The organism is Rhodoferax sp. SPJ4, from assembly GCF_058216275.1.
Map to the genome: position 1 here is coordinate 421548 of NZ_JBYZMN010000002.1, position 20861 is coordinate 442408.

Below are 20861 nucleotides of genomic sequence, written 5' to 3' on the forward strand. Positions count from 1 at the left end.
TGTTCAGGCGGTGGCGGCTTCGGCAACGGGCTGGGCCGGGTGGCGCGCGCCATTGGCGGCGGCCTTGAAAGGGTCGATGCCAACGCGCTTGAGCGTGTCGATGAAACGCTCTTTGCCGTCGCGCAGTTGGCGGTAGGTGCCGAGCACCGCCTCGATCACGTCGGGCACTTCGGCCGCACTGAACGACGGGCCCACCACCTTGCCGGGGGTGGCCGCGCCACTCAGGGCCGAGCCATCGGAGCCGCCCAGCGTGACCTGGTACCACTCCTTGCCGTCCTTGTCGACGCCCAGGATGCCGATGTGGCCGCTGTGGTGGTGGCCGCAGGAGTTGATGCAGCCGCTGATGTGCAGGTCTATCGGACCCAGGTCGTCCAGCTCGTCCAGGTCCTGGTAGCGCTCGGTGATGGCCTCGGCCACCGGGATTGAGCGGGCATTGGCCAGCGCGCAGAAATCGCCGCCGGGGCAGGCGATCATGTCGGTCAGCAAATGGATGTTGGGCTTGGCAAAACCGGCCTGGCGGGCGGCGCGCCACAGCTCGGGCAGCTGGTCGGCAGCAACCCAGGGCAGCAGCAGGTTCTGGTCGTGCGTCACGCGCACCTCACCGGCGCTGAAGCGGTCGGCCAGGTCGGCAGCAATGTCCAGCTGGTCGGCGGTGGCGTCGCCGGGGGCCTGGCCCAGGCGTTTGAACGACAGCGTCACGGCGCGCAGCGCGGGGTTCTTGTGGGCGGCCACGTTCTGGCGCAGCCAGCGGCTGAACTCGCCGTCCTGGCCGGCTTCGGCCTGCAGCATGGCGTTGATTTTTTCGTCGGCATTGCCCGCGATGGGCGCCAGTGCCGGCGGCACAAAGCAGGCGGTCACGCGGTCCAGCTCGGCCTGGGTGATGGTGTGCGGGCCACCGTCGATCTCGACGATCTGCTTGAACTCGGCTTCCACCTCGTCGACGTAGCGCTGGCCCTCGGCCTTGACCAGGATCTTGATGCGCGCCTTGTACATGTTGTCGCGCCGGCCCCAGCGGTTGTAGACCCGCACCACGGCCTCGAGGTAGTTCATGATCTGCGACCAAGGCAGGAACTCGCGGATCACTGTGCCGATGACCGGCGTGCGGCCCATGCCGCCACCGACCAGCACCTTGAAGCCCAGTTCGCCTTCGGCGTTGCGCACCAGGTGCAGGCCCACGTCGTGCCAGGCCACGGCGGCTCGGTCTTCGCGGGCGCCAGAGATGGCAATCTTGAACTTGCGCGGCAGAAAGGCGAACTCGGGGTGCAGCGTGCTCCACTGGCGCAGGATCTCGCCAAAGGGCCGCGGGTCGGCGATCTCGTCGACCGCGATGCCGGCCAGCTCGTCGCTGGTGATGTTGCGGATGCAGTTGCCGCTGGTCTGGATGCCGTGCATGTGCACGCTGGCCAGCAGGTCCATCACGTCGGCCGATTTGTCGAGCGGAATCCAGTTGTACTGGACGTTCTGGCGGGTGGTGAAGTGGGCGTAGCCGGTGGTCAGCTTGGTGCCGATGCGCTGGCCGTTCTTCAGCGGGATGGGGCCCAGCTTGTCTTGCGTGGCCTGGGCGTCGTTCAGCAGCGCGGCGGTGGGCTGGTCGTACTCGCGCGCAATTTTGGCCAGCACCCGCACCTGGGCGCTGGACAGCTCGCCATAGGGCACGGCCACCCGCAGCATGGGCGCGTAGCGCTGGATGTACCAGCCGTTTTGCAGCCGCAGCGGACGGAACTCGTCGTCACCCAGCTGGCCGGCCTGGTTGCGGGTGAGCTGGTCGCGGTACTGGTCGGCGCGCAGCTTGACGAAGGCCTTGTCGAAATCGGTGTACTGGTACATGGTGAATCTCAGCGGAGGTTCAAAAAAACAATCAAATCGCGATCAGCTTCAGGCCGGCATAGGCCAGCAGGCCCGACAGCAGCGAGCGGATCAGCCGCTCCGGCGCCTTCAGCACCAGGCGCGAGCCAATGTAGATGCCCGGCAGCGAACCGCACAGCAGCAGGCCCAGCAGCTGCCAGTCGACCGAGCCCAGCGAGGCATGGCCCAGGCCAGCCACCAGCGTCAGCGGCACGGCGTAGGCGATGTCGGCGGCCACGATGCGCGGCAGCGGCAGCAGCGGGTAGAGCAGCATCAGCACCGTCACACCGATGGCGCCGGCACCGACCGAGGTCAGCGTGACCAGGGTGCCGATCAAGCCGCCAAACAGCAGCGGCAGGCTCCAGTGGCGGGGCCGCAGCGCCTCGTCGCTGGGGGTGCCATGGTGGCGCACGATCTGGCGGCCGCGCAAGGCCTTGTACAGCGTGGCGCAGGCGGTCAGCAGCAGGGCCACGCCCAGCGTGGTGGTCATGACGCGTTGCACCACCGGGTCGGCCGGGCCGATTTCGTGCAGCACGTACAGCGTCACCAGCGCGGCCGGGATGCTGCCGGCGCACAGCTGGCCCACCACCCGCCAGGGCACCAGCTGCTGGCGCGCCATGCTGACCGTGCCACCCATCTTGGTGAAGGCGGCAAACAGCAAATCCGTGCCCACGGCCAGGTAGGGTTTGACGCCGAAAAAGAAAATCAGGATGGGCGTCATCAGCGAGCCGCCGCCGACGCCGGTCAGGCCCACCACCAGGCCGACAAAAAAGCCGGCAAAAACAAACGCCAAATCATGCATAGGGTTGGCACTTTAGGGGGAACCCTTATGAAACCCAACTATTGATTAGTTAGGCCGGTATGTCGTTTTCTGTATAAGAACATCGCCAACTCATCCAAACCGGCCCGGGTCCAGCGCTTCCGCCCATTGGCGGGCCACCGGCAGCGGCTCGCCATGCAGCCGGGCGGCCAGCAGTTCGGCGCACAGCAGGGCCCAGCACAGGCCGCGCGCGCCAAAGCCGCTGCAGACCCAGGGCGCCAGACCAGGCCCGTTGTCGGCGGGCTGCGGCACCGGCCCCAGCAGCGGCAGCCGGTCGGGCGTGGCGCAGCGCACGCCGGCCCAGCCCGCCAGCCCGCCCGGTCCGGTCTCGGGCACCCAGTCCGGCGCCAGCGTGGCCAGCCGCTGCCAGTTGGCCAGGTGGTCGGCCGGCGTCACCGCGGTGTCGGTGTGGTCGCGCTCGAAGGTGGCGCCCAGGTACCAGCGGGGGCCGGCGGGGCTGGGCACCTGCGGCACCAGGCTGCCGGCGCCGTTCACCGGGAACGGCGCCAGGGCGGTGGCGTCCCTTGGCCCGTGGTCGCCCCAACTCACCTGGCCGCGCACCGGCTGCAGTGGCAGCGCTGGGTTCAGCAGGGCGGCGCTGGCGTGGCCGGCGGTCACCACCACCAGGTCGGCGCTGTCCACGGTCTGGCCATCGGCCCCGCGCAGCTGCCAGCGGCCATCTGCCGGGGCGAGACGGCTCACGGGGCTGTTGCCGCGCCAGGCCACCCCCGGCGTGGCCAGCAAGGCCTCGATCAGTCGGGCCGGCTTGACCCAGCCGGCCTGGCCGTGCCACAGCGCCGGGGTGTGTGCGGGCCAGTGCGCGGCCTGCAGCCGCTCGGCGCTGGCCGGCTGCGCGCCATGCCAGCCTTTGGGCGGCTCTGGCAGCGGGCCACCGCCGCCGCGGTGCTCCAGCACGCCGGTGGGCGCCCAGTCCTGGCCCTCGCGCAGCAGCGCGCGCACGGTGTGCAGCAAGGCCTGGGCGCCGGCCCGGCTCAGGTGGGACAGCGGGCTGTCGTCGGGCGACCAGTGCGGCGCGAACAGGCCCACCGGCACGCCGGACGCGCCGCTGGCCGGCTGTTCGGCCGCGTCCAGCACCCGCACCTGCCAGCCGTGACGGGCCAGGCTGGCCGCCACGCTGGCACCGGCCAGGCCGCCGCCCACCACCGCGGCCTGGCGCCCCGTCACCTCGCCGGCCTGGCGGCAGGCAAAGGCGGTGCGGCGCCGCGGTGTCCAGGGGGGGGTGTAGTGGCCGTTGAGCCGGTCGGGCGGGGTGTCGCTGGCGAGCACCACACCGGCCTGGCGCAGCAGGCCGGCCATGGCCCGGGCCTCGGCGGGGGCCACGGCCATCTGCACCGCCGCGCCCAGGCGGCAGCAGCGGGCCAGGGCCTTGACGGTGTGCAAATCCCAGTCGCGGCCGGTGTGGCGGGCGTCGATGGCCACCGCGTCGGCCTCGAAGCCCTGGGCCAGCAGCGAGGCCCGCACTGGCCCCACGCACAGGGTCAGGTCCACATCGCCCAGGCGCAGTCTGTGAAAGCCTGCGGCGGCCGTGGGCCACTGGGCCTGCAACAGGGTGGCGAGTTCGGCGGGGAGGGCGTGCAGCCCGGCCGGATCGGGGCCGTCGGCCGGCAAGGCGGTGCACAGGCACACCACAGACAGGCGGGCTGGCCGCCGGCGGGGATCGCTGGCCGACCAGTGCCGCCAGAGGGAGAGAAAGCCCGCCAGTGCCTGCTCGCCCACCCACAACACCTGCCAGTGGGCGGGGCTGGGCTGGGGCCAGGCGCCGTCCGGCTCAGGTGGGGCCATGGCCGGCGCAGCGGGTCATGGCCAATGCGGGCGTGGGCTCAGTTGGCCGGGGGCACAAAGCCCTGGACCGCGTCGGCGCCGGTGCCGAAAAAGTGGTTCTCCATCTGGCGGGCCAGGTACTGGCGGGCGCGCAGGTCGGCCAGGTTGAGCCGGTTCTCGTTGACCAGCATGGTCTGGTGCTTGAGCCAGGCGGCCCAGGCCTCCTTGCTGACACCTTCCCAGATGCGTTTGCCCAGTTCGCCCGGGTAGGGCGGGAAATCCAGACCCTCGGCTTCCTTGCCGAGTTTGATGCAGTGAACCATGCGCGCCATGAGTGCCTCGTGTGTTTCTTCGGATGATTTGGCTATAAAGAACTGAAATCTTGGTAGTTCCAGTTTTGAAGGTCGGCTTTCAGAATCCAGTCCATCGTTGAACTGACTGGAAACACACCATGACCTCCCGCCGCCACATTATCAAGCTTTCACTGGCCCTCGCCGCCGCCGGTCTTGCCGGCCAGGCCCTGGCCCAGCCCGCCCCGGTGACCCTGCTCAACGTGTCTTACGACCCGACCCGCGAGCTGTATGTGGACTTCAATGCCGCCTTCGCCAAGCACTGGAAGGCCAAGACCGGCCAGGACGTGACCATCAAGCAGTCGCACGGCGGCTCGGGCAAACAGGCCCGCTCCATCATCGACGGCCTGGACGCCGATGTGGCCACGCTGGCGCTGGCCGGCGACACCGACGCGCTGGTGAAGAACGGCGCCTGGCTGAGCGCCGACTGGCAGAAAAAGCTGCCGCACAACGCCTCGCCCTACACCTCCACCATCGTGCTGGTGGTGCGCCAGGGCAACCCCAAGGGCATCAAGGACTGGGACGACCTGGTCAAGCCCGGCATCTCGGTGATCACACCCAACCCCAAGACCTCGGGCGGCGCCCGCTGGAACTACCTGGCGGCCTGGGAGTTCGCCAAGCGCAAGCTGGGCAGCGACGCCAAGGCCAAGGACTTCGTGGCCAAGCTGTACGGCAACGTGCCGGTGCTGGACACCGGGGCCCGTGGCTCCACCATCACCTTCGCCCAGCGCGGCCAGGGCGATGTGCTGGTGGCCTGGGAGAACGAGGCCTATCTGCTGGACAAGGAGTTCGGCACCAAGTTCGACGTGGTCGTGCCGTCCATCAGCATCCTGGCCGAGCCGGCGGTGGCGGTGGTTGACAAGAACGTCGACAAGAAGGGCACCCGCGCGGTGGCCGAGGCTTACCTGCAGTACCTGTACAGCGAAGAAGGCCAGGACATCGCCGGCAAAAACTACTACCGCCCGGCGGTCTCGGCCAAGGCCCAGGCCAAGTACGCCAAGCAGTTCCCCAAGCTCAACCTGTTCACCATCGACCAGGCCTTTGGCGGCTGGGACAAGGCCACCCGCGAGCACTTTGCCGACGGCGCCTCGTTCGACCAGATCTACACCAAGAAGTGAGCGGCGCGCACTGCAAGGAACCCGGGCCATGTCCATTCTGCTCATTGCCGGCAGCCCCTCGGAGCGTTCGCGCTCGGCGGTCCTGCTCGACGCGGTGCAAGACCGGCTGTCACAGCGCGCGGCCGACTCGGAACGGCTGCGGGTGCGCGACCTGTCGCCACAAGCGCTGATCCTGGCCGACTTTGACCACGCCACGGTGCGCGCCGCCGCCGACCAGGTGGCGCAGGCCAGCGCGGTGGTGATCGCCACGCCGGTCTACAAAGCGGCCTACAGCGGCGTGCTGAAGGTCTTCCTGGACCTGCTGCCGCAGACCGCCTTCAAGGGCAAGCTGGTGCTGCCACTGGCCACGGGCGGCAGCCCCCACCACATGCTGGCGCTGGACTACGCGCTGCGGCCGGTGCTGCAGTCGCTGTCGGCCCGCCTGATCCTGCCCGGTGTTTACGCCACCGACGCCCAAGTGGTGCTGCTGCCCGATGGCGGCCACCAGCTGGCACCCGAGCTGACCCAGCGCCTGGACGCCGCTGTGGCCCAGCTGCTGGCCGAGGGTTTCCGCACCCCGGCCACCAGCGGCTTCGAGCCGGTGCCGTTCTCGCGGGTTCGATGTAGCGTCTGACCCCCCGGCCGCGCCCCTGCCGGCGCGGCCCGCCTCCCCATCCCTTTGTTGACATCACTGCCCCCGCAGGCGGAGGGACACCTCTTGCCTGCGCTTTTGAACGAGGACACCGTCATGACCCATTCTTCTTCTGCCGCGCCGGCCCACCCGGCCCCCTGGACCACCGACCCGCTGGCCGAGGCCGAGACCGACCGCCGCTGGGACGCCGTGCTGCGCCAGGTGCGCCACTTCGTTGTTGGCACCGTGGTGCTGGCCGCGCTGGCGCTGATCGCCGGCTTTCTGCTGCTGCCCACCGCCCATGCCCAGACCGCAGGCGAGCTGCGCATCGGCTACCAGAAGTCGGCCAGTCTGCTGACGCTGCAAAAGGCCCAGGGCACGCTGGAAAAGCGCCTGGCGCCGCTGGGCTTCGGGGTCAAGTGGGTCGAGTTTCCCGCCGGGCCGCAGTTGCTGGAGGGCCTGAACGTCGGCTCCATCGACGTCGGCCATGTGGGCGAAGCCCCGCCCATCTTTGCCCAGGCTGCCGGCGCCAAGTTCGTCTACGTGGGCCACGACCCGGCCTCGCCGCAGGCCGAGGCACTGGTCGTGCCCAAGGACTCGGTCATCCGTTCGGTGGCCGACCTCAAAGGCAAGAAGGTGGCGTTGAACAAGGGTTCCAACGTGCATTACCTGCTGGTCAAGGCACTGGAAAAGAACGGCCTGAAGTACAGCGACATCCAGCCGGTGTTCCTGGCCCCTGCCGACGCCCGGGCCGCCTTCGAGCGTGGTGCGGTGGATGCCTGGGCCATCTGGGACCCCTTCCTGTCGGCCGCGGAGAAGCAGATCGGGGCCCGGGTGCTGGTGGACGGCACCGGCCTGGTGAACAACCATTTGTTTTACTTGGCCGAGCGCGGCTTCAACGACAAGCATCCGCAGGTGGTGGCCGCGCTGTTTGACGACGCGGTGGAGCGCGGCCGTTGGCTCACCGCTCACCTGGACGAGGCCGCCAAACTGATTGCGCCGCTGCAGGGTCTGGACGTGGAGGTGGTCAAGTCCAGCCTGCGTCGCTACCCGCTGGGGGTGTTGTCGGTGTCCGCCAAGGTGGCGGCCGAGCAGCAGAAGGTGGCCGACGTGTTCCACGAGCTGAAGCTGATCCCCCAGCCCATTCGGGTGGCCGACGCCCTGCCCGCCAAGCCGGTGCGCACCGCCGCCACAGCCACCGACACCGTCGGCCGCTGAAAGGAGTGGTCATGTCGCACCCCCACCTCTTGCGCCGACGCCTGTTGAAACTGCTGAGCCTGACCGCCAGTGCCTGGGGGTTGGCCCCGGGTCTGGCGCTGGCCCAGGCCGGCGCCGACGCCAAACCGCTGGCGCAACTGCGCATCGGTTACCAGAAGTCGGCCGCCAACCTGGTCATCGTCAAGCAGTCGGGCTGGCTGGAAAAGCGCTTCCCCCAGACCCGGGTCAGCTGGAACGAGTTCCCGGCCGGGCCGCAATTGCTGGAGGCGTTGTCCGCCGGCAGCCTGGAGTTCGGCCTGACCGGCGATTCCCCCCCGGTGTTCGCCCAGGCCGCCGGCAAAGACCTGGTGTACGTGGGCGCCGAGCCACCCAAGCCCGACAGTTCGGCCATCCTGGTGCTGAAGGATTCGCCACTGCGCCGTGTGGCCGACCTCAAGGGCAAACGCGTGGCCCTGCAGAAAGGCTCCAGCGCCCACTACCTGCTGGTGCGGGCGGTCGAGCAGGCGGGCCTGCAATGGAGCGATATCCAGCCGGTGTACCTGGTCCCGGCCGACGCCCGCGCGGCCTTTGAGCGCCAGAGTGTGGACGCCTGGGCCATCTGGGACCCGTTCTACGCCGCCACCGAGCTGGCGATTGCGCCGCGCGCGCTGGCCACCGGCCGTGGCCTGTCGAGCAACAACTCCTTCTACCTGGCCTCCCGCCCCTTTGCCACCCAGCACACCGGTGTGGTGGCGGCCCTGTTCGAGGAGCTGACGCGGGCCGACCGCCTGGTGCAGACCCGCCGGCCCGACGCCATCAAGTTGATTGCCGATTTCAGCGGCCTGGACGCCGGGGTGGTGAGCCACTTTCTGCAGCGTCGCCCGCCGTCGCCGGTGCGCCCACTGGACGCTGCCACCGCCGCCGACCAGCAGCGGGTGGCCGATGCCTTCCACGGCCTGGGCCTGATTCCCCGGCCGGTGACGGTGGCCGACATCGTCTGGCAGCCGCCCGGCCAGCGCCTGGCCCAGGCCTCCCGCTGATTTTTCTCATCGTTTTTCTGGAGTTTCCCCATGAGCATGTTTTGGTTCATTCCCACCCATGGCGACAGCCGCTACCTGGGCACTGGCGAGGGTGCCCGTGCGGTGGACCTGGACTACATGCGCCAGGTCGCGGTGGCCGCCGACACGCTGGGCTTTGAAGGGGTTTTGCTGCCCACTGGCCGGTCGTGCGAAGACCCCTGGGTCACGGCGGCCAGCCTGATCAGTGCCACCCGGCAGCTGAAGTTCCTGGTGGCGCTGCGCCCCGGGTTGACCACCCCCACGCTGGCCGCCCGCATGGCCGCCACCTTCGACCGCCTCTCTGGTGGCCGCCTGCTGGTGAACCTGGTCACCGGGGGCGACACCGCCGAGCTGGAAGGCGATGGCCTGTTCCTCAACCACGCCGAACGCTACGAGGCCTCGGCCGAGTTCATCAAAATCTGGCGCGAGGTGCTGGCCGCAAGCCACCGGCAGCAGGCGGTGGACTTTGATGGCCAGCACCTGCGGGTCAAAGGTGCCAAGGTGCTCTACCCGCCGCTGCAGCAACCCCACCCGCCGGTATGGTTCGGTGGTTCGTCGGAGGCCGCGCACGGCCTGGCGGCCGAACAGGTCGACACCTATTTGAGCTGGGGCGAACCACCAGCTGCGGTGGCCGCCAAGCTTGCCGACGTGCGCCAGCGCGCCGCTGCCCATGGCCGGCAGGTGAAATTCGGCATCCGCCTGCACGTGATCGTGCGCGAAACCGAGGAGAAAGCCTGGGCCGCTGCCGAAGACCTGATCAGCCGGCTGGACGACCAGACCGTTGCCGCCGCCCAGGCTGCTTTCGCGAAGATGGATTCCGAGGGCCAGCGCCGCATGGCCGCGCTGCACCGCCAGGGCGGGGCCCGCACCCGCGAGGCGCTGGAGATCAGCCCCAACCTGTGGGCCGGCGTGGGCCTGGTGCGCGGCGGTGCCGGAACCGCCCTGGTGGGCGACCCCGACACCGTAGCCGCCCGCATCCAGGCCTACAAGGACATCGGCATCGAGACCTTCATCTTTTCGGGCTACCCGCACCTGGAAGAGGCCTACCGCTTTGCCGAGCTGGTCTTTCCCAAGCTGGGCATCCGGCCTGGCCAGGCGGCCAACACCCCAGTGCTGGCCGGCCCGTTTGGCGAGGTGGTTGCCAACGTCTTCTCGCCCAAGTTCTCGCAGAGCTGAAGGGGAGGCCATGGACGTTTTGACTGTTTCCTCGTCGCCGCCGGTCACCGACGCGCCAGCACCCGAGCCGGTTCTCTGGCAAGGCCTGGACCGGCTGGTGCAGCGGCTGTTGCCCTGGCTGCTGCCGGTGGGCCTGCTGCTGCTGTGGCAGCTGGCCTCGTCGCTGGGGTGGCTGGCCACCCGGGTGCTGCCGGCGCCGCTGGAGGTGGCGCGTGCGGCATGGACGCTGACGCTGTCGGGTGAGCTGTGGACCCATGTGCAGGTGAGTGCCGGCCGGGCCCTGGCCGGGCTGGCGGTGGGCGGTGGCCTGGGCCTGGCACTGGGCCTGCTGACCGGCTCGGTGAAATGGGCCGAGACCCTGCTCGATTCCACCGTGCAGATGGTGCGCAACATCCCGGCGCTGGCCATGATCCCGCTGGTGATCCTGTGGTTCGGCATCGACGAGACAGCCAAGCTGTTCCTGATCGCGGTGTCGGTCTTCTTCCCGATCTACCTCAACACCTTTCATGGCATCCGCAACGTGGACCCGGGCCTGATCGAGATGGGCCGCACCTACGGCCTGGGGCGCTGGCAGCTGTACCGCCAAGTCGTCCTGCCCGGTGCGCTGTCGTCCATCCTGGTCGGGCTGCGTTTCTCGCTGGGCCTGATGTGGGTGATCCTGATCGTGGCCGAAACCATCTCCGCCCAGGCCGGCATCGGCTACCTGACCATGAACGCCCGTGAGTTCCTGCAGACCGACGTGGTGCTGGTCGGCATCCTGTTGTATGCGCTACTGGGCAAGCTGGCCGACCTGGCCGCCCGCGCGCTCGAGCACCACTGGTTGCGCTGGCACCCGGGCTACCAATCCACCACCCCATGACAACCTCCATGAGTGATCCCAACCCCGCCCCGGGCGGCGTGAGCCTGAGCCTGCAGCGCGTGGGCAAACGCTACGGCCAGCGCGATGTGCTGCGTCAGACACAGCTGTTCATCGACCCCGGTCAGTTCGTTGTCATCGTCGGCCGCAGCGGCTGCGGAAAAAGCACCTTGCTGCGGCTGGTGGCCGGGCTGGAGCCCGCCACAGCTGGCCAGATCCAGATCGACGGCGAGCCCCACACCGGGCTGCGCCCGGACTCGCGCATCATGTTCCAGGACGCCCGCCTGTTGCCCTGGAAGCGGGTGATCGACAACGTCACTCTTGGTCTGGCACCGGCACAGCGAACGCGCGGCGCCGAGGTACTGGCCCAGGTCGGTCTGGGTGACCGACTGGGCGACTGGCCTGCCAAGCTGTCCGGTGGCCAGCGCCAACGAATCTCGCTGGCGCGGGCGCTGGTCAACCAGCCGCGCCTGCTGCTGCTCGACGAGCCGCTGGGCGCGCTGGACGCGCTGACCCGCATCGAGATGCACCGGCTGATCGAAGGGCTGTGGCGCACCCACGGCTTCACCGCGCTGTTGGTGACCCACGATGTGCAGGAGGCGGTGGCCTTGGCCGACCGGGTGATCCTGATCGAGGACGGCCGCATCGCGCTCGACGAAACCATCTGCCTGCCGCGCCCCCGGGTGCATGGCGACGCGGCCTTTGCCGCGGTGGAAAAACGCATCCTCGACCGGGTGCTGCAACACCCGGCCACCGAACCCGAGCCAGGCCCCCAGCGCCCTTGGCCAGGCGAACCTGCCCACGCGCTGCGCTGGGCGATCTGATTTTTTCAACCAGGAGCTACACCATGTCCATCCAAGCCATCAACGTGCGCAACCAGTTCAAAGGCAAGATCAAGGAAATCATCCGCGGCGACGTGGTCTCCGAGATCGACGTCGAAACCCCCTGGGGCATCGTCACCTCGGTCATCACCTCCCGCTCGGTGACCGACCTCGACCTGAAGGTCGGCAGCGAGGTGGTGGCCCTGGTCAAGTCGACCGAGGTGTCGATCGCCAAGCTCTGAGCGCCACCCCTTCACACCTGAGAAAGCCCCCCATGGCCACCTTGCGCTTGGGCGACACCGCCCCCGATTTCACCCAGCAATCCACCCACGGCGACATCCACTTCCACGCATGGGCGGGCGACGCCTGGGTGGTGCTGTTTTCGCACCCGGCCGATTTCACCCCGGTCTGCACCACCGAGCTGGGCAAGACCGCGGCGCTGGCCGGCGAGTTCGCCCGGCGCGGCGTCAAGCCCATCGCGGTGAGTGTGGACACGCTGGCGTCGCACGCCCAGTGGGTGCCCGACATCAACGAAACCCAGCACACCACCGTCAACTTCCCCATCCTGGCCGACGCCGACCGCCGGGTGGCCACGCTGTACGACATGATTCACCCCAACGCACTGGCCAACGCCACCGTGCGCAGCGTCTTCATCATCGACGCCAAGAAGGTGATCCGCACCACCTTCACCTACCCGGCCAGCACCGGCCGCAACTTCGACGAGATCCTGCGCGTCATCGACTCGCTGCAGCTGACCGACAGCCACAAGGTCGCCACGCCGGTGAACTGGCAGGACGGCGACGACGTGATCATCGTGCCCAGCCTGCAAGACCCGGCCGAGATCGCCCAGCGTTTTCCCAAGGGCTTCCAGGCCATCAAACCCTATCTGCGTGTGACGCCCCAACCCAACAAGTGAGGCGAGGCTTGGGCGGTGGCGCGGCGCGTCACCGCCTTTTTTATACGGATTCGTCATTTACAAACTCAAAAATAGTCTTTTGAGTTTGAAGCCCCGCCAGTCACACTGCGTCGCTCAAGCCCTTCCTGACATGACTGCCACCCCCACCCTTGTGATCGTTCCCGGCTGGCGCGATTCCGGCCCCGGCCACTGGCAAAGCCTGTGGGCCGAGCGCCTGCCCGGCGCGGTGCGGGTGCGGCAAGACGACTGGATCACCCCGTCACGCAGCGCCTGGCTGGCTTCGCTGACCCGCACCGTGCTGGAGCAGCCCGGCCCGGTGGTGATGGTGGCGCACAGCCTGGGCTGCATCGCCACCACCCATTTGCCGCCCGAGGCCGCCGAGCGCATTCAGGGCGCCTTGCTGGTGGCCCCGGCCGACCCCGAGCGGCGGGCGGTGCTGAGCGATTTCGCGCCCGTGCCTTTTGCCCGGCTGCCCTACCGCAGCGTGTTGGTGGCCAGTTCCAACGACCCCTATTGCCCGGTGCGCCTGGCCGGTGCCTACGCGCGGGCCTGGGGCAGCGAGTTTGTGCGCCTGCAGGACGCCGGCCACATCAATGTGGCCTCGGGCCACGGCGAGTGGCCGCTGGGCCTGGCGCTGCTGCAGTCGCTGTTGCCGGCGGCCGCCACGCCTCACAATGCCATTTCCCATTCCAACCACGTGATCCAAATCGCATGAAAACAGCTTTCAAACAAGTTCTGGTGGTGGCCGCCCTGGTGGCCAGTGGCGCCGTGGGTGCCCAGACCCTGCTCAATGTGTCCTACGACGTGGCGCGCGAGTTCTACAAGGACTACAACGCCGCCTTTGTGGCCCACATCAAGAAGACCACCGGCAAGGACATCAAGGTTGACCAGTCGCACGCTGGATCCAGCGCCCAGGCGCGGGCGGTGGCCGACGGCCTGGAGGCCGACGTGGTGACCATGAACACCACCACCGACGTGGATTTTCTGGCCGAAAAAGGCGTGGTGGCCAAGGACTGGGCCAAGCGTTTCCCTAACAACGCCGCGCCCACCACCTCGACCATGCTGTTCCTGACCCGTGAGGGCAACCCCAAGAAGATCAAGGACTGGGACGACCTCATCAAGCCCGGCATTCAGGTGGTGGTGGTCAACCCCAAGACCGGCGGCAACGGCCGCATGGCTTACCTGGCGGCCTGGAGCTATGTGCGCAAAAAGGGTGGCAGCGACGCCGACGCCGCCGAGTTCGTCAAAAAGCTGTTTGCCAACGTGCCGGTGCTGGCCCGCGGTGGCCGTGACGCCACCGCGGTCTTCCTGCAACGCAACATCGGCGACGTGCTGATCACCTTTGAATCGGAAGTGGTGTCGGTCGACCGTGAGTTCGGCACCGGCAAGGTCGATGCGGTTCACCCGTCGGTCAGCATCATTGCCGAGAACCCGGTGGCGGTGGTGGAGCGCACCACCGCCAAAAAGGGCACGGGCGAGCTGGCCAAGGCCTACCTTGACTACCTGTACTCCGACGAAGGCCAGGAGATCGCCGCCAAGCACGCCATCCGCCCGCGCTCGCCGGCGGTGCTGAAGAAATACGCCCAGGTCTTCAAGCCACTGACGCTGGTGCCGGTGTCCGAGTACTTCGGCTCGCTGGCCGAGGCGCAAAAGGTACACTTCAACGACGGTGGCCAGTTCGACAAGCTGTACACCGCAGGCAAGTGATGTCGGTGGCCACTTTGACCCCGGCGCTGCCCGACGCGGCGCCGGCCCCCGCCCGCCCGCGCACCAATCGCCGGGTGCTGCCGGGCTTTGGCCTGACCTTGGGCTACACGCTGTTCTACCTCAGCGTGATCGTGCTGATTCCGCTGTCGGCGCTGCTGTTCAAAACCTTTTCGCTGACCGGTGAGCAGTTCTGGGCCGCGGTGAGCTCGCCCCGGGTGCTGGCCTCCTACCGGCTGACCTTTGGCGCCTCGCTGATCGCCGCCGGCGTCAACCTGGTGTTCGGCCTGCTGCTGGCCTGGGTGCTGGTGCGCTACAAGTTTCCCGGCAAGAAAATCGTCGACGCGCTGGTGGACCTGCCGTTTGCGCTGCCCACCGCGGTGGCCGGCATCTCGCTGACCGCCTTGCTGGCCGGCAACGGCTGGGTGGGCCAGTACCTGGAGCCGCTGGGCATCAAGCTGGCCTTTGTGCCGGCCGGTGTGGTGATTGCGCTGATCTTCATTGGCCTGCCATTCGTGGTGCGCACGGTGCAGCCGGTGCTCGAAGACGCCGAGAAAGAGCTGGAAGAAGCCGCCACCTCGCTGGGCGCGACCCGGCTGCAAATCTTCACCAAGGTCATCCTGCCGCACATCACGCCGGCGCTGCTGACCGGTTTTGCGATGGCCTTCGCCCGCGCCATTGGCGAGTACGGCTCGGTGATCTTCATCGCCGGCAACGTGCCGCTGGTGTCTGAAATCACCCCGCTGATCATCATCGGCAAGCTGGAGCAGTACGACTACGCCGGCGCCACCGCGGTGGCGGTGGTGATGCTGGGCATCTCGTTTGTGCTGCTGCTGGTCATCAACGCGCTGCAGGCCTGGCAGCGCCGCAACGCCGGAGCCCCCGCATGAGCGCCCCCGCCAAAACCTTGGGCCGAACCCAGGCCGGCACCACCGAAGCACCCTGGGTGCGCTGGACGCTGACGGTCATCGCGCTGGCCTTCGTGTTCCTGTTCCTGGTGTTGCCGCTGGCGGCCGTGTTCACCGAGGCCTTGCGCAAGGGCTTGGGGGCCTACCTGGAGGCGCTGAAAGAGCCCGACGCCTGGGCCGCCATCCGGCTGACGCTGGTGGCTGCCGCCATCTCGGTGCCGCTGAACCTGGTGTTCGGTGTGGCCGCCGCCTGGGCGATTGCCAAGTACGAGTTCCGTGGCAAAAGCTTCCTCACCACGCTGGTCGATCTGCCGTTCTCGGTGTCGCCGGTGGTGGCCGGTTTGATCTATGTGCTGATGTTCGGTGCCCAGGGCTGGTTTGGCCCCTGGCTGCAGGCCCACGACATCAAGATCATCTTTGCCGTGCCCGGCATCGTGCTGGCCACGGTGTTCGTCACCTTCCCCTTCATCGCCCGCGAACTCATTCCGCTGATGCAGGCCCAGGGCAACGACGAGGAGCAGGCCGCCATCGTGCTGGGCGCCAGCGGCTGGCAGACCTTCTGGCATGTCACGCTGCCCAACATCAAGTGGGGTTTGGTGTACGGCGTCATCCTGTGCAACGCGCGGGCCATGGGCGAGTTTGGCGCGGTGTCGGTGGTGTCCGGCCACATCCGCGGCCAGACCAACACCATGCCGCTGCATGTGGAGATTCTGTACAACGAGTACCAGTCGGTGGCGGCGTTCGCGGTGGCTTCGCTGCTGGCGCTGCTGGCCCTGGTCACGCTGGTCATCAAGTCCATCGCCGAATGGCGGCAAGAGCAGGAGCTGAAAGCCGCCGCCGAACTGCCCCCCGAGCGGCCCCACACACCGGTGGTCAATGTCCCCGTCACCGCCTTCGACACCGGCCGCTGAAAGTCCATCATGAGCATTGAAATCCGCAACGTCAGCAAACACTTTGGCAGCTTCCAGGCGCTGGGCGATGTCAGCCTGGACATCGCCTCCGGCGAACTGGTCGCGCTGCTGGGCCCGTCGGGCTGCGGCAAGACCACCTTGCTGCGCATCATTGCCGGGCTGGAAACCGCCGACGCCGGCAGCATCCTGTTCTCCGGCGAAGACACCACCGACGTCCATGTGCGCGAGCGCCAGGTTGGTTTTGTGTTCCAGCATTACGCGCTGTTCCGCCACATGACGGTGTTCGAGAACGTGGCCTTCGGCCTGCGTGTCAAGCCGCGTGGCCAGCGCCCGTCGGAAGACGAAATCAAGCGCAAGGTGCACGACCTGCTGGGCCTGGTGCAGCTCGACTGGTTGGCCGACCGCTACCCCTCGCAGCTGTCCGGCGGCCAGCGCCAGCGCATTGCGCTGGCCCGTGCGCTGGCGGTCGAGCCCAAGGTGCTGCTGCTTGACGAGCCCTTTGGCGCGCTCGATGCCAAGGTGCGCAAGGAATTGCGCCGCTGGCTGCGCCGCCTGCACGACGACCTGCACGTCACCAGCATCTTCGTCACCCACGACCAGGAAGAGGCGCTGGAAGTGGCCGACCGGGTGGTGCTGATGAACGCCGGCAAGGTCGAGCAGATCGGCTCGCCGCAGCAGGTCTGGGACCATCCGGCCAGTCCCTTCGTGTATGGCTTCCTCGGTGACGTGAACCTGTTCCACGGTCGCGCCCACGAAGGCGAGGTTCACCTGCAAGGTCTGCGGCTGGACGCGCCCGAACACCAGGCCACCCAGGACGCCAAGGCCTATGCCTATGTGCGGCCACACGACTTCGATGTGCAGCGCTACTCGCCCGGCAGCGAGCGCAACGCCGCCGGCCAGCACCGCGGCATCGTGGCCCAGCTCAGCCGCGCGGTGGTGATCGGCCCCATCGCCCGCCTGGAGCTGTTGCCACTGGACGATGGCCCTGGCAACACCCCGTCTTCTGGCGACCGGCTGATCGAGGCCCAGATTCCTGCGCAACAATACAAGGACTTGGGGCTGCGCGAGGGCGAGACACTGGTGGTCACGCCGCGCCACGCCCGCGTGTTTGTGGAAAACAACGCCGCCTGAGACCGTGCCGCCGGCCGGTCCTGCGGCAGCAAAAGGATGGGCATGTTGAACGGTTTTTTGGCGGCACCGCGCCGCATGTTGGTGTTGCTGAGCCTGGCCTGTGTGGCCTTGCTCGCCTTCGGGCTGTACCTGCAGCATGTCGTGGGGCTGGAGCCCTGCCCGATGTGCATCGTGCAGCGTTACGCGCTGGTGGTGGTGGCCATCGTGGCCGGGCTCACCGCGCTCAGCCGCCGCAAAGGGGTGCAGGTGGGCGGCGAGCTGCTGCTGTTGCTGGCCGCCGGCTTTGGCGCTTTTGTCGCTGCCCGCCAGAGCTGGCTGCAGTGGTACCCGCCCGAGGTCGCGTCCTGCGGCCGTGACTTCTACGGCATGATCGAAACCTTTCCGCTGCAGCGCGCCATTCCCATGATCTTCAAGGGCGGTGGCGACTGCACCAAGATCGACTGGACCTTTCTCGGTGGCAGCATCGCCAACTGGTCCTTCGTCTGTTTTGTGGCCATCAGCCTGACCACGCTCCTGTTGCTGGCCCGCGCGCTGCGGCGCTGAAGGGCCGCCGCCGGCGTCCTCAGAACGCCGAGCCGGTCACCCGGTCCACAAAGGCCGCGATGACGGCATTCACCTGCGCCGGGTGGGTCAGCGGGCCCATGTGGCCGACGCCGGGAAAAGCGTGGTGCACCGCCTGGGGCAGGGCCGGCAGCAGCCGGTTGGCCACCCCCTGGGCCGACCGCGGCGAGTCCTCCCCCGTCATCACCAGCGCCGGCATGCGCAGCCGGCCGAAATCGGCCCGCGTGGCGGGCTCGGTGAACAACGCGTGCCCCCAGCGGCGCACATTGGTCACCGATTTGGCGATGGCGGGCTGGCGTTCGGCCGGCGTCTTGTCCCAGCTGCCGGGGCCCATCCAGTAGTCGATGAAATGGGCCGCGGCCAGGGAGGGGTTGCCGGCGTCCAGCGCGTCCCCGGCCCGGGCCACCGTGTCCCGGATGCCGTCGGCATCGTTGGGCGCGGGGCCGTCGGCCTCGATCAGTGCAAACAGCGTGGGCTCGAACAAGGCCAGCCCGGAGATGCGGTCGGCATGGGCCAGCGCCAGCTTCAGCGCCACCGCCGCGCCGTAGGAATGGCCCACCAGCACAAAGGGCTCCTGCAACTCAGCCAGCACGCCGTCCAGCAAGGCCACCTCGTCGGCCAGTGTGATGGTGCGGTCGCAAGGCCAGTCCGGGCTGGACCCGGCGCCGAAGGAATCGGGCGCCAGCACCCGGTAGCGACTGGACAGCTGCTTGATCAGCGGCCCCCATTGCCCTGAGTGGCTGGCGTTGGAGTGCAGGCACAGCACAGCCGGGCCGGTGCCGGCTTCGCGGACAAAAGGGGTGATTGGGGTCATGGAAGTGGTGGGGGATGGTGAGGCAGGGGACAAGGCGTCACGCCTGAGCGATTTAACCCCAAGCAAGCGCTGGTCGTCCATGGCCTTGCAGCGCGCCGGGCCAAGGCTTGTCTGATCCGACGCCGTCCACAGTCTGGCACACATGAGCGGCTGATTGGCGTTAATATCTGTACATGCATACAGTATTTTGTGGCACCCAACCGACTGTCGGCAGGTCAGTCATCCCCTCGCTGGCCGGCCTGTGGCGGGCCAGCGAGCTGGGCCACCAGGCCCAGGCCACGCGGTCCACCGGCCATGCGGCGCTGGACGCGGTGCTGCCTGGCGGCGGCTGGCCGCTGGGGTCGCTGACCGAGTTGCTGCAAGGCCCGGCCCATGCCGAATGGCAGCTGCTGGCGCCGGCGCTGGCGGCCCTGCAGGCCGGCCCCCGGCCCGCCACCGTGGTGCTGGTGGGCGCACCCCACACCCCGCTGGGCCCGGCGCTGGCCGCTCGCGGCCTGGACCCAAAGCAGCTGCTGTGGGTGGCGGCCGACAGCCCGGCCGCCCGGCTCTGGGCCACCACCCAGGCGCTGCGCTGCCGTGAGGTGGCGGCCGTGCTGGCCTGGCTGCCCCAGGCCACACCCAGCGCCTTGCGCCGGCTGCAACTGGCCGCCCAGCAGCAAGGCCAGCTGCTGTGGGTGCTGCGCCCGCCCGAGGCCGCCGCCCAGGCCTCGCCCGCGCCCTTGCGGCTGGCCTTGCACAGCCCGCCCGGCCCGCCGCTGCGGCTGCAGCTCACGGTGCTCAAGCGGCGGGGCCCGCCGTTGCCGGCGCCGGTGGACCTGCCGGCCGCGCCGCCCCGGTTGCAGGCCTTGCTGGCCGCCAGCCGGGCGCTGGGCCGGCGCCGGCGCGAGGCCGCCCGTCCGCTCTTGCCCGTATTGCCGGTGTTTCAGGGGGAGGGCCGCCATGCACTGGATCGCCTTGCTGCCCACCGCCCCGGCTGAACCGGTCAACGGGGCCCAGGCCCTGGGCTGGCAGGCGCTGCGCTTCACGCCCCGGGTGACGCTGCAGGACGAGGCGGTGCTGCTGGAGGTGGCGGCCAGCACCCGGCTGTTCGGTGGCCTGCGCGCCATCGTGGCGGCGCTGCTGCAGCTGCGCTGCGCCGCCACCGACGGCCCGGCGGTGGCCTGCTGGGCTTATGGCCCGACGGCCTGGGTGGCGCTGGCCCGGCTGCGGCTGCGGGCTCACCAGGCCGCCACCGGCCAGGCCAGGGCAGGGCGGCTGCCGGTGGACGCCCTGCCGCTGGCCACGCTCAGCGCCGCCCGGCCGCACCTGGACACCCTGGCCCGCAGCGGCTGCCGGTTGTGGGGCGAGCTGCGCCGGCTGCCGCGCGACGGCGTGGCGCGCCGCTTCGGCCAGCCGCTGCTGGACGCGCTGGACATGGCCTGGGGCGAGCGCCCTGACAGCCACGCCTGGCTGGTGTGGCCCGAGCGTTTCGAAGCCCAGCTGGAACTCGACGCCCTGGTGCACGAGGCACCGGCCTTGCTGTGGGCTGCCCGCCCGTTGCTGGCCCGGTTGCGGGCCTGGCTGGTGGCCCAGGGCGCGGGGGTGTTGGCCATGGCCTGGATGTGGCGCTTCGATGCCCGCCGTGGCGGGCCCGCCCAGGGCGAACTGGTGCTGCGCCTGAGCCAACCGGCGCAGGACATGGGCCACGCCAGCCGGCTGCTGGCCGAGCACCTGGCCCACACCGTGCTGCCCCAGCCGGTGCAGCGGCTGGGCCTGCGTGCGCTGGAGGTGGTGCCGCTGCCCGGCCTCAGCCACAGCCTGCTGCTGGACAGCCGCGCCCCCGGCGACAGCCTGGCCCAGCTGGTGGAGCGGCTCAGTGCCCGGCTGGGCCCGTCCCAGGTGCGCCGCTGGTGGCCGGCCGACAGCCCCGTGCCCGAGCGGCGGCAGCACTGGGTGGCGGCGCTGTCTGCCGCCGCGCCCGCCCGGCGCCGAACCCCATCGCCGCCGGCCGCCGCCTGGCCCGACGCCTTGCTGCCACCCTGGCTGCTGGCCCAGCCGCTGCCGCTGGCCGTGCAGGGCCACCGGCCGCAGTACGGGGGCCCGCTGGCCTTGCTGGTCGGGCCGCAGCGGCTGGAGGCCAGTGGCTGGTCAGGGCAGGGCGGGGCGGCCGATGGGGCCGCGCTGGCCCCGGCGATGCGCGACTACTTCATCGCCCGCAGCGAGCAGGCCGGCCTGCTGTGGGTGTTTCGCCAGCGGCTGGACGCCCAGGCCGCCTGGTTTTTGCACGGCCTGTTTGCCTGAGCG

22 protein-coding genes are annotated in these 20861 nt (G+C 69.1%); 17 read left to right on the forward strand and 5 right to left on the reverse strand.

The features are described from left to right. Positions 1-3: 3 nt before the first annotated feature. The 4 genes from AC4BAR_RS09435 to AC4BAR_RS09450 all read right to left on the reverse strand — a co-directional run bounded on the left by AC4BAR_RS09435 (position 4) and on the right by AC4BAR_RS09450 (position 4779). The gene (locus AC4BAR_RS09435) at positions 4-1827 is read right to left on the reverse strand and encodes a nitrite/sulfite reductase (protein WP_490627600.1); all 1824 of its coding nucleotides are present in this window, start codon (positions 1825-1827) and stop codon (positions 4-6) included. A gap of 31 nt (positions 1828-1858) precedes the next feature. Beyond that, positions 1859-2647, reverse strand: a complete 789-nt coding sequence (locus tag AC4BAR_RS09440; RefSeq protein WP_490627601.1) for a sulfite exporter TauE/SafE family protein — start codon at positions 2645-2647, stop codon at positions 1859-1861. 90 nt (positions 2648-2737) lie between these two features. Continuing rightward, positions 2738-4468 carry an FAD-dependent 5-carboxymethylaminomethyl-2-thiouridine(34) oxidoreductase MnmC1 gene (gene mnmC1, locus AC4BAR_RS09445; protein WP_490627602.1) on the reverse strand — a complete coding sequence of 577 codons (1731 nt, stop codon included), beginning with the start codon at positions 4466-4468 and terminating at the stop codon, positions 2738-2740. Positions 4469-4506: 38 nt separating this feature from the next. Beyond that, entirely contained in the window at positions 4507-4779 is a 273-nt protein-coding gene (locus AC4BAR_RS09450; RefSeq protein ID WP_490627603.1) for an oxidative damage protection protein, read from the reverse strand. Between the two features lie 119 nt (positions 4780-4898). Here AC4BAR_RS09450 and AC4BAR_RS09455 point away from each other — a divergent pair, with 119 nt between their 5' ends. The 15 genes from AC4BAR_RS09455 to AC4BAR_RS09525 all read left to right on the forward strand — a co-directional run bounded on the left by AC4BAR_RS09455 (position 4899) and on the right by AC4BAR_RS09525 (position 17746). Further along, positions 4899-5915 carry a sulfate ABC transporter substrate-binding protein gene (locus AC4BAR_RS09455; RefSeq protein WP_490627604.1) on the forward strand — a complete coding sequence of 339 codons (1017 nt, stop codon included), beginning with the start codon at positions 4899-4901 and terminating at the stop codon, positions 5913-5915. A gap of 28 nt (positions 5916-5943) precedes the next feature. Beyond that, complete coding sequence (gene ssuE / locus AC4BAR_RS09460) at positions 5944-6528, forward strand: NADPH-dependent FMN reductase (RefSeq protein ID WP_490627605.1); 585 nt, start codon at positions 5944-5946, stop codon at positions 6526-6528. 114 nt (positions 6529-6642) lie between these two features. After that, the gene (locus tag AC4BAR_RS09465; RefSeq protein WP_490627606.1) at positions 6643-7743 is read left to right on the forward strand and encodes a sulfonate ABC transporter substrate-binding protein; all 1101 of its coding nucleotides are present in this window, start codon (positions 6643-6645) and stop codon (positions 7741-7743) included. 11 nt (positions 7744-7754) lie between these two features. Beyond that, the gene (locus AC4BAR_RS09470) at positions 7755-8762 is read left to right on the forward strand and encodes an aliphatic sulfonate ABC transporter substrate-binding protein (RefSeq protein WP_490627607.1); all 1008 of its coding nucleotides are present in this window, start codon (positions 7755-7757) and stop codon (positions 8760-8762) included. Positions 8763-8792: 30 nt separating this feature from the next. Next, positions 8793-9956: an FMNH2-dependent alkanesulfonate monooxygenase gene (gene ssuD / locus AC4BAR_RS09475; RefSeq protein WP_490627608.1), complete on the forward strand. Its 1164-nt coding sequence runs from the start codon at positions 8793-8795 to the stop codon at positions 9954-9956. A 10-nt stretch (positions 9957-9966) separates the two neighbouring features. Beyond that, entirely contained in the window at positions 9967-10815 is an 849-nt protein-coding gene (gene ssuC, locus AC4BAR_RS09480) for an aliphatic sulfonate ABC transporter permease SsuC (RefSeq protein WP_490627609.1), read from the forward strand. Next, on the forward strand, positions 10812-11636 hold the full coding sequence (locus AC4BAR_RS09485; RefSeq protein ID WP_490627610.1) for an ATP-binding cassette domain-containing protein: 825 nt from the start codon (positions 10812-10814) through the stop codon (positions 11634-11636). The genes ssuC and AC4BAR_RS09485 overlap by 4 nt, the downstream gene beginning before the upstream one ends. A gap of 23 nt (positions 11637-11659) precedes the next feature. Beyond that, positions 11660-11875, forward strand: coding sequence for a TOBE domain-containing protein (locus AC4BAR_RS09490; RefSeq protein ID WP_490627611.1), 216 nt, complete (start codon positions 11660-11662; stop codon positions 11873-11875). A 32-nt stretch (positions 11876-11907) separates the two neighbouring features. Further along, complete coding sequence (locus AC4BAR_RS09495; protein WP_490627612.1) at positions 11908-12549, forward strand: peroxiredoxin; 642 nt, start codon at positions 11908-11910, stop codon at positions 12547-12549. Between the two features lie 130 nt (positions 12550-12679). After that, complete coding sequence (locus AC4BAR_RS09500) at positions 12680-13264, forward strand: RBBP9/YdeN family alpha/beta hydrolase (RefSeq protein ID WP_490627613.1); 585 nt, start codon at positions 12680-12682, stop codon at positions 13262-13264. After that, positions 13261-14256, forward strand: coding sequence for a sulfate ABC transporter substrate-binding protein (locus AC4BAR_RS09505; protein WP_490627614.1), 996 nt, complete (start codon positions 13261-13263; stop codon positions 14254-14256). Before AC4BAR_RS09500 ends, AC4BAR_RS09505 begins: the two co-directional genes overlap by 4 nt. A 5-nt stretch (positions 14257-14261) precedes the next feature. Further along, positions 14262-15143 carry a sulfate ABC transporter permease subunit CysT gene (cysT, locus tag AC4BAR_RS09510; protein ID WP_490627615.1) on the forward strand — a complete coding sequence of 294 codons (882 nt, stop codon included), beginning with the start codon at positions 14262-14264 and terminating at the stop codon, positions 15141-15143. Beyond that, positions 15140-16072, forward strand: coding sequence for a sulfate ABC transporter permease subunit CysW (gene cysW, locus AC4BAR_RS09515; RefSeq protein ID WP_490627616.1), 933 nt, complete (start codon positions 15140-15142; stop codon positions 16070-16072). Before cysT ends, cysW begins: the two co-directional genes overlap by 4 nt. Before the next feature lie 9 nt (positions 16073-16081). Then, complete coding sequence (locus tag AC4BAR_RS09520) at positions 16082-17203, forward strand: sulfate/molybdate ABC transporter ATP-binding protein (RefSeq protein ID WP_490627617.1); 1122 nt, start codon at positions 16082-16084, stop codon at positions 17201-17203. A 42-nt stretch (positions 17204-17245) separates the two neighbouring features. Beyond that, on the forward strand, positions 17246-17746 hold the full coding sequence (locus tag AC4BAR_RS09525) for a disulfide bond formation protein B (RefSeq protein ID WP_490627618.1): 501 nt from the start codon (positions 17246-17248) through the stop codon (positions 17744-17746). A gap of 19 nt (positions 17747-17765) precedes the next feature. Here the strand turns inward: AC4BAR_RS09525 and AC4BAR_RS09530 are convergent, their stop codons facing one another. Beyond that, the gene (locus tag AC4BAR_RS09530; protein WP_490627619.1) at positions 17766-18578 is read right to left on the reverse strand and encodes an alpha/beta fold hydrolase; all 813 of its coding nucleotides are present in this window, start codon (positions 18576-18578) and stop codon (positions 17766-17768) included. Positions 18579-18751: 173 nt separating this feature from the next. On the opposite strand from AC4BAR_RS09530, the gene imuA reads away from it, so the two are divergent. Together imuA and AC4BAR_RS09540 are read left to right on the forward strand one after the other, a co-directional pair. Further along, positions 18752-19555, forward strand: coding sequence for a translesion DNA synthesis-associated protein ImuA (gene imuA / locus AC4BAR_RS09535; protein WP_490627620.1), 804 nt, complete (start codon positions 18752-18754; stop codon positions 19553-19555). Further along, positions 19518-20858 (forward strand): DNA polymerase Y subunit UmuC family protein, encoded by a 1341-nt coding sequence (locus tag AC4BAR_RS09540; RefSeq protein ID WP_490627621.1) that lies wholly within the window; start codon positions 19518-19520, stop codon positions 20856-20858. The genes imuA and AC4BAR_RS09540 overlap by 38 nt, the downstream gene beginning before the upstream one ends. Positions 20859-20861 lie beyond the last annotated feature (3 nt).

Excerpts from the sequence above, each read along its gene's own strand:
- AC4BAR_RS09500 (WP_490627613.1), top strand. The coding sequence starts at position 12,680 with ATGACTGCCACCCCCACCCTTGTGATCGTTCCCGGCTGGCGCGATTCC.
- ssuE (WP_490627605.1), top strand. The coding sequence starts at position 5,944 with ATGTCCATTCTGCTCATTGCCGGCAGCCCCTCGGAGCGTTCGCGCTCG.
- AC4BAR_RS09440 (WP_490627601.1), bottom strand. The coding sequence starts at position 2,647 with ATGCATGATTTGGCGTTTGTTTTTGCCGGCTTTTTTGTCGGCCTGGTG.
- AC4BAR_RS09530 (WP_490627619.1), bottom strand. The coding sequence starts at position 18,578 with ATGACCCCAATCACCCCTTTTGTCCGCGAAGCCGGCACCGGCCCGGCT.
- mnmC1 (WP_490627602.1), bottom strand. The coding sequence starts at position 4,468 with ATGGCCCCACCTGAGCCGGACGGCGCCTGGCCCCAGCCCAGCCCCGCC.
- AC4BAR_RS09505 (WP_490627614.1), top strand. The coding sequence starts at position 13,261 with ATGAAAACAGCTTTCAAACAAGTTCTGGTGGTGGCCGCCCTGGTGGCC.
- AC4BAR_RS09470 (WP_490627607.1), top strand. The coding sequence starts at position 7,755 with ATGTCGCACCCCCACCTCTTGCGCCGACGCCTGTTGAAACTGCTGAGC.
- ssuD (WP_490627608.1), top strand. The coding sequence starts at position 8,793 with ATGAGCATGTTTTGGTTCATTCCCACCCATGGCGACAGCCGCTACCTG.
- AC4BAR_RS09520 (WP_490627617.1), top strand. The coding sequence starts at position 16,082 with ATGAGCATTGAAATCCGCAACGTCAGCAAACACTTTGGCAGCTTCCAG.
- AC4BAR_RS09540 (WP_490627621.1), top strand. The coding sequence starts at position 19,518 with ATGCACTGGATCGCCTTGCTGCCCACCGCCCCGGCTGAACCGGTCAAC.
- cysW (WP_490627616.1), top strand. The coding sequence starts at position 15,140 with ATGAGCGCCCCCGCCAAAACCTTGGGCCGAACCCAGGCCGGCACCACC.
- AC4BAR_RS09455 (WP_490627604.1), top strand. The coding sequence starts at position 4,899 with ATGACCTCCCGCCGCCACATTATCAAGCTTTCACTGGCCCTCGCCGCC.
- AC4BAR_RS09450 (WP_490627603.1), bottom strand. The coding sequence starts at position 4,779 with ATGGCGCGCATGGTTCACTGCATCAAACTCGGCAAGGAAGCCGAGGGT.
- ssuC (WP_490627609.1), top strand. The coding sequence starts at position 9,967 with ATGGACGTTTTGACTGTTTCCTCGTCGCCGCCGGTCACCGACGCGCCA.
- imuA (WP_490627620.1), top strand. The coding sequence starts at position 18,752 with ATGCATACAGTATTTTGTGGCACCCAACCGACTGTCGGCAGGTCAGTC.
- AC4BAR_RS09495 (WP_490627612.1), top strand. The coding sequence starts at position 11,908 with ATGGCCACCTTGCGCTTGGGCGACACCGCCCCCGATTTCACCCAGCAA.
- AC4BAR_RS09485 (WP_490627610.1), top strand. The coding sequence starts at position 10,812 with ATGACAACCTCCATGAGTGATCCCAACCCCGCCCCGGGCGGCGTGAGC.
- AC4BAR_RS09465 (WP_490627606.1), top strand. The coding sequence starts at position 6,643 with ATGACCCATTCTTCTTCTGCCGCGCCGGCCCACCCGGCCCCCTGGACC.
- AC4BAR_RS09490 (WP_490627611.1), top strand. The coding sequence starts at position 11,660 with ATGTCCATCCAAGCCATCAACGTGCGCAACCAGTTCAAAGGCAAGATC.
- AC4BAR_RS09435 (WP_490627600.1), bottom strand. The coding sequence starts at position 1,827 with ATGTACCAGTACACCGATTTCGACAAGGCCTTCGTCAAGCTGCGCGCC.
- AC4BAR_RS09525 (WP_490627618.1), top strand. The coding sequence starts at position 17,246 with ATGTTGAACGGTTTTTTGGCGGCACCGCGCCGCATGTTGGTGTTGCTG.